Below are 6,565 nucleotides of genomic sequence, written 5' to 3' on the forward strand. Positions count from 1 at the left end.
TTTTCTTATGATCGATACGTTGCTGAGTTCGCCGTATTTCCGCTATCTGGTAAACACCTGACAGGGTAATCCCTCTTACTATATCCAGAAATATTCGTTTTCTCAAAAACCCCGCCGGGCACGCTTTTCAAGCCCGCCCGGCTTGAGTCCGAATGGTTGGCGAAAGAATTGCGTTGCATTTTTTCAATTGAATGAAGCGCAATTCGATTAAGCTTACATTTCACATGAATTGCTGAATAACTGAATTAATGCCGCGCATAGGCGATCGTCTCGACGCCGTGCTCGGTGCCGAGCAGGCACAAATCCGCGCCGCGCGCCGCGAACAATCCCACCGTCACGACTCCCGGCCAAGCGTTGATCGTTGACTCGAGCCCGCGCGGATCGTCGATCGACAGCCCTTTGACATCCAGGATCTCGTTGCCGTTGTCGGTCACGTAGGGTGTGCCGTCCGGCTTCACGCGCAACACGGGCACGCCGCCGAGGGCCGCGAGGCGCCGGCCGACCGCGGTGCGGGCCATCGGCACGACCTCGACTGGCAGCGGGAACCGGCCGAGCACCGGCACCCGCTTGCTCGCATCGGCGATGCAGACGAACGTTTCGGCAACCGAAGCCACGATCTTCTCGCGCGTCAGCGCGCCGCCGCCGCCCTTGATCATCGCGCCTGACGCGTCGATTTCGTCGGCGCCGTCGACATACACCTGCAACGCATCGACTTCGTTCAGATCGAAGACCCGGATGCCGTGCGATTTCAAGCGCTCGGTCGTCGCAACCGAACTCGACACTGCACCGCGATAGCGGTCCTTGAAGGCGGCGAGCGCATCGATGAAACAGTTGGCGGTTGAGCCCGTGCCCACGCCGAGCACCGCGCCTTGCGGCACGTTGTCGATCACGTAACGGGCGGCGGCCTCGCCAACGAGGCGTTTGAGTTCGTCTTGGGTCATGGCAGCGTCAAATCGTCAAAGGTGCAAAAGGCGCAAGTTTACCGGCAGTCAGCGCCGCCGCCCGTTTTTTGCCATGTGCGCGCCGCCCAAGCAAGCGGCGCAACGTCTTTCGCATCCCGAACCATCCCGCTCGAACGGGCGCCGTCGGCACCCCGTGCACGCCGCGCTACTTTTTCAAACCTCGCTGCCGCACCGCCTCATACAGGCAAACGCCGCTCGCAACCGACACGTTCAAGCTCTCGACGCTGCCCGCCATCGGGATGAACATCACTTCGTCGCACGTGTCGCGCGTCAGGCGCCGCATCCCCTCGCCCTCCGCTCCCATCACGAGCGCGACGGGGCCGTCGAGCTTCGTATCGTATAAGCTCGCCGTCGCATCGTCCGACGTGCCGATCACCCATACGCCCGCATCCTTCAGCTCGCGCAACGCCCGCGCGAGATTCGTCACCGTGATGTATGGCACCGTATCGGCCGCGCCGCTCGCGACTTTCGCGGCCGTCGCATTGAGGCCGACCGCACGGTCGCGCGGCGCGATGATCGCATGCGCGCCCGCCGCATCGGCCACGCGCAGGCACGCACCCAGGTTGTGCGGATCGGTCACGCCGTCGAGCACGAGCAGCAACGCCGGCCCGCCGATGCCGTCCAGCAGCTCCGCGAGATTCTGCGCAAGCGGCAGATCCTCGACGCGCGCGACAACGCCCTGGTGCCGTTCGGTATGCGCGAGCCCCCAAAGACGCGTCTCATCCGCGGCAATGACGCGCACGCCCGCTTCCTTCGCGGCGTGCAGAAAATCCTGCATCCGGCGATCGCGGCGCGTCGCATCGTAGAACACCTCAGCAACCGTCGACGCGTCGTGCCGCATGCGCGCGGTCACCGCATGAAAACCGTAGAGAACCTTCAAACGTGACATGGCTCGAACAACCTTCCATCAAAAAAACGCATGGCCGCGCCCGGCGCGTGGCCATATGGGAAAAGAAAAGCGCCGCGCACCCGGCCGGGCGCGCGGCGTCTCGATCGGCAAGCGTCGCCGGCGATGGGCGACACGCGCATTCAGTACTTCTTGCGCGAACGCGCTTTTTTCGCGGCGGGCTTCGCCGCTGCCCCCTTCTTGCGCGCGGCGCGCGCCTCCTTCACTGCGGCGTTCGGCGCAGCCGCCGCCTTCTTGCGGCGCACGGGCGCTTCCGCGGGCGGCAACGCGCGCACACGCGGACCGCCCGGCTCGGCGCCGCCGGACACCGCCGCACGCGGGGCTTTGATCGGCGTATCGCGCACGAGCCGGAAATCGATCTTGCGCGCGTCGAGATCGACGCGGCTCACCTGCACCCGCACCCGATCGGACAGCCGATAGCGAATACCGGTGCGCTCGCCGCGCAACTCGTTCTTCACCTCGTCGTACTGGAAATAATCGGCGCCGAGCTCCGTCACATGCACCAAGCCTTCGATAAACAGCGTATCGAGCTGCACGAAAATGCCGAACGACGTCACGCCGTTCACCATCCCGCCATATTCCTCGCCGAGCTTGTCGCGCATGAAATAGCACTTGAGCCACGCCTCGACGTCGCGCGACGCCTCGTCCGCGCGGCGCTCGTTCGCCGAGCAGTGCAGCCCGAGCTCCTCCCAGATCGCCGCGTTCGAACGCGCGCGGCCGCGCGATTCGTCATCCTCGCGCTGCATCGCGCGGGCGCGCGGCGACAACGCGGTGTTCAACTCGACGCCATCCGGCGATTTCGGCACATACTTCTTTCCCGCGAGAATCGCATAGATCGCGCGGTGCGTGAGCAGATCGGGATAACGGCGAATCGGGCTCGTGAAATGCGCGTATGCATCGTATGCCAACCCGAAGTGGCCGATGTTGTCGGGGCTATAGACGGCCTGCTGCATCGAGCGCAGCAACATCGGCTGCAACATCTGCGCATCGGGGCGGTCGCGGATGTGCGCCATCAGCGCCGCATAATCGCTGGCATGCGGCGTGTCGCCGCCGCCGAGCGTGAGGCCCATGTCGCGCAGGAACGCGCGCAGGTTCTCGAGCTTTTCCGGCGTCGGCCCCGCATGCACGCGATACAGACCCGGATGCTTATTGCGCTTCAGAAAATCGGCCGCGCAGACATTCGCGGCAAGCATGCACTCCTCGATCAGACGGTGCGCGTCGTTGCGCTGGCGCGGCAGAATCTGCTCGATCTTGCCTTGCGCATTGCAGACGATATAGGTTTCCGTCGTGTCGAAATCGATCGCGCCTCGCTTTTGCCGCGCGACGAACAGCGCCTTGTAGACGCCATACAGATTCTGCAAATGCGGCAGCAGCTCCGCGCGGCGCGCCGCCTCGGGCCCCTTGGTGTTCGCGAGCACCGCGGCCACCTCGGTATACGTCAGGCGCGCGGCCGAGTGGATCACGGCCGGATAGAACTGATAGGCCTTGATATCGCCGCGCGCGTTGATGACGATGTCGCATGCGAGCACGCAGCGGTCGACCTGCGGATTCAGCGAGCAGAGCCCGTTCGACAGCTTCTCGGGCAACATCGGAATCACGCGTCGCGGGAAGTACACCGACGTGCTGCGCTCGAGCGCGTCGGCATCGAGCGCGCTGCCCGGCTGCACGTAATGCGACACGTCCGCGATCGCGACGATCAGGCGAAAGCCTCCGCCGCGCCCGAGCGCGATGGGCTCGCAATATACCGCGTCATCGAAATCGCGCGCATCCTCGCCGTCGATCGTGACGAGCGGCACGTCGCGCAGATCGACGCGATAGCGCAGATCGGCCGGTCTCACCTTGTCAGGCAGCGCGGCGGCCTCGTCGAGCGCGGCGCCGCCGAATTCGTAAGGCACGCCGTACTTGCGCACCGCGATCTCGATTTCCATGCCGGGATCGTCGATGTCGCCGAGCACTTCGACCACGCGGCCGAGCGGCTGCGAATGCCGGCTCGGAAAATCGGTCAGCTCGACGACGACCACTTGCCCGACCTTCGCCTTCTTCGCATTCTGCGCGACCAGGATATCGTGGCCGATGCGCTTGTCCTCCGGCGCGACGATGAGCGTGCCGTTCTCGTTCAGCATGCGCCCGATCACGCGCTTGTTCGCGCGCTCTGTCACCTCGACGACATGCCCTTCCGGGCGCCCCCGCCGGTCATAGCCGACGATCCGCGCAAGCACGCGATCGTTGTGCATGACCTTTTGCATCTCCGCGTTCGGCAGAAACAGATCGTCCTGGCCGTCGTCACGAATCACGAAACCGTAGCCGTCGCGATGGCCCTGCACGCGCCCCGCAACAAAGTTCGACGGATGCGTCAGCTGATAATGACCGCGCTTGTCGAGCCGGATCTGGCCGTCGCGCTCCATCGCGGCGACTCGCCGGAAGAATCCTTCGCGCTCCTGACGCTTGATCGACAGCGCTTCGGCAATGTCGTTCGCGGCGAGCGGCGCGTCGCTCGTGCGCAGCACGCCGAGAATCTCTTCGCGGCTCGGGATGGGATACGGATACTTGCTCAAGGGCTTGTCGATGATTGTTCTCGGTGCGTTTGGCTTGCGTGACGGGCGGCAGACAGACGTTGGACGGGCGTCCCGCTCGTTCATGCCGCCCCATTCTAACACCCGCTGCCGCACCAAACGGGCCGCGTGCCGCGTATTGAGCAGCATTCGGCCAGATCGATCCGAGTGCCGAAAAAGTGTTGACAGCCTCGCTCCGCACCTTATAATGGTGGTCTTTGCAGCACACACCTGCCCAGGTGGCGGAATTGGTAGACGCACTAGGTTCAGGTCCTAGCGGTGGCAACACCGTGGAGGTTCGAGTCCTCTCCTGGGCACCAACGGTTCTTCCAGCAAGATCCATAGAAAGCCGAGAAACCCCGTAAGATCAATGTCTTACGGGGTTTTTTGTTGCATGCTGGCCCACCATGTTCCGCTGGCATCCACTCTTTTTGCGTATACTCGAAAGCAGGGGAATGCCCGTGCCTAGACATGCTGAACCCAAGTGAGAAGTTGCCTACCGCAGTGCCAAAGCGCGTGCGCGACCCTATCTACTAGCAGACGGAAGCGGTCTTGCGCTTCGAGTTCAGCCGAACGGAAGCAAGACGTGGCTCTTTCGCTATCGGTGACCAAGCACTGGCAAAGAAAACTTTCTTAGCCTTGGTCCTTATCCCGACGTTTCTCTCATCGATGCGCGAAAAGCCGCGCTGACGGCACGCACTCTTGTGCGCGAAGGCACTGATCCTGTCGAACACCGTAGGGAGCAGGCGGCAGCACGAAAGCGTTTGACCGAAGGCGCATTCCATCTCGTCGCCAAACGCTGGCTCGAGTTCAAGCACAAAGAATGGGCCGACGAGACCTATCGCAAGGCCGAATTCGTGGTTCGGGAATACCTCTCTCCCCCGCTTCGCAACAAACCCGTCGCAACGCTCGCCACGCCTGACATCAAACCCGTATTGGAGAATATCGCCTCCCATGCGCCCAATCTTGCCGCCAAAGCTCGCCAGTACATCGGCGGCATCGTTACATTTGCGATTCAGCACGGCTTGCGAGACGACGGCCTCTCACTATCACTAAGCGGAGTCATTCCGCGGCATAAAAAGGGACACATTCCAGCAATAACGAAGCCCGGTGACATTGCGCCGCTCGTGCGTGCCATCAATGACTACCAATCGCCCGTTACCCGAGCCGCGCTTCAACTCACGATGCTGACCGCGCTTCGTTCCGGGGTTGTCGCTTCTGCACCTTGGACAGAGATCAATCTGACGGCAGCCGAATGGCACATCCCCGCCGAGCGCATGAAGACACGCCACGCCCACATCGTCCCATTACCCAAGCAAGCCGTTGCCGTTCTCCAAGAACTGCAAACGCTCACGGGCAAGAACCAGTATGTTTTTCCCTCCCCCGCTCGCCAAAAGACGCCGCATCTTCGTCGCGACGCGCTAAGTAAAGCACTTCGCGACATGGGCTTTCAGGGAAAGCACTCAACGCACGGTTTTCGAGGCATGCTGCGCACGGTTGGCAGAGAACGACTTGGCGTCGACATCGATGTCCTTGAAGCTCAACTCGCTCACGCAAAACGCGGTGATGTCCAAAAAGCCTATGACCGAACGACTTTCGACGATGAGCGCCGCCGCGTTATGCAAGAGTGGGCCGACTACATTGACCGCCAGTGTCAAGCGGACACCCACCATAAACGATGGCAATCACCCTTCGGCACGCCCATAGGCTGACGCTTGAAACTTGTTCGGCTTTGTCATCAGCCCGAAACCGCCTGGAGCACCACCCGCCGACGCCCATCATTTCATTGCCAGATGAGTTGTTCCCGGAAGGCAGGACAATTTGTGTCCCGCATCAATCGTCCAATCTCGAAGACCGCAGCCCTGCGCACGTCCGATACCGGGCAAATTCGAAAAACCTCGCCTCCAGGCGTCAGCGTCGGGCATGATGTGAGATACCCTCGGCTAAGGAGATAGGAGGGCCTCCGGCCGCCAACCTTCTATCTAGTAAGTCAGAAAACGCGTCGGTCCCTTGTCCTCGTCCCCCTTCTCTGGGGCGTATGGAGCCGGGCTACTGGAACGCGTTTTCGTCAAAATTGCGCCGTCACCTGGAAGCCGACCGTCACCCGCGCCGTCGGAAACCCGGGCGGCTTGTAGACCGGCGTG

At 62.4% G+C, this 6,565-nt stretch carries 4 protein-coding genes, 1 tRNA gene and 2 pseudogenes; 3 read left to right on the top strand and 4 right to left on the bottom strand.

Annotated features, from left to right (window positions below):
- Nucleotides 1-245: 245 nt before the first annotated feature.
- The 3 genes from rpiA to rnr form a co-directional block, all read right to left on the bottom strand.
- Complete coding sequence (rpiA, locus tag BSIN_RS19595; RefSeq protein WP_089341682.1) at nt 246-941, bottom strand: ribose-5-phosphate isomerase RpiA; 696 nt, start codon at nt 939-941, stop codon at nt 246-248.
- A gap of 166 nt (nt 942-1,107) precedes the next feature.
- Nucleotides 1,108-1,851, bottom strand: coding sequence for a 23S rRNA (guanosine(2251)-2'-O)-methyltransferase RlmB (gene rlmB, locus BSIN_RS19600; RefSeq protein WP_059518442.1), 744 nt, complete (start codon nt 1,849-1,851; stop codon nt 1,108-1,110).
- Between the two features lie 140 nt (nt 1,852-1,991).
- Nucleotides 1,992-4,424, bottom strand: a complete 2,433-nt coding sequence (gene rnr, locus BSIN_RS19605) for a ribonuclease R (RefSeq protein ID WP_089341683.1) — start codon at nt 4,422-4,424, stop codon at nt 1,992-1,994.
- Between the two features lie 230 nt (nt 4,425-4,654).
- Between rnr and BSIN_RS19610 the strand changes: the two genes are divergently transcribed.
- From BSIN_RS19610 to BSIN_RS19615, 3 genes and pseudogenes are all read left to right on the top strand, one after another.
- A tRNA-Leu gene (locus BSIN_RS19610) sits at nt 4,655-4,741 on the top strand.
- Between the two features lie 213 nt (nt 4,742-4,954).
- Nucleotides 4,955-5,155 (top strand): annotated as a pseudogene (locus tag BSIN_RS26580) (Arm DNA-binding domain-containing protein); the annotation flags it as partial.
- 30 nt (nt 5,156-5,185) lie between these two features.
- Nucleotides 5,186-6,133 carry a tyrosine-type recombinase/integrase gene (locus tag BSIN_RS19615; protein ID WP_256583888.1) on the top strand — a complete coding sequence of 316 codons (948 nt, stop codon included), beginning with the start codon at nt 5,186-5,188 and terminating at the stop codon, nt 6,131-6,133.
- A 356-nt stretch (nt 6,134-6,489) separates the two neighbouring features.
- Here the strand turns inward: BSIN_RS19615 and BSIN_RS26830 are convergent.
- Nucleotides 6,490-6,565, bottom strand: a pseudogene (locus tag BSIN_RS26830) (peptide transporter); the annotation flags it as partial.

Origin of the sequence: Burkholderia singularis, assembly GCF_900176645.1 — a bacterium.
Taxonomy (GTDB): domain Bacteria; phylum Pseudomonadota; class Gammaproteobacteria; order Burkholderiales; family Burkholderiaceae; genus Burkholderia; species Burkholderia singularis.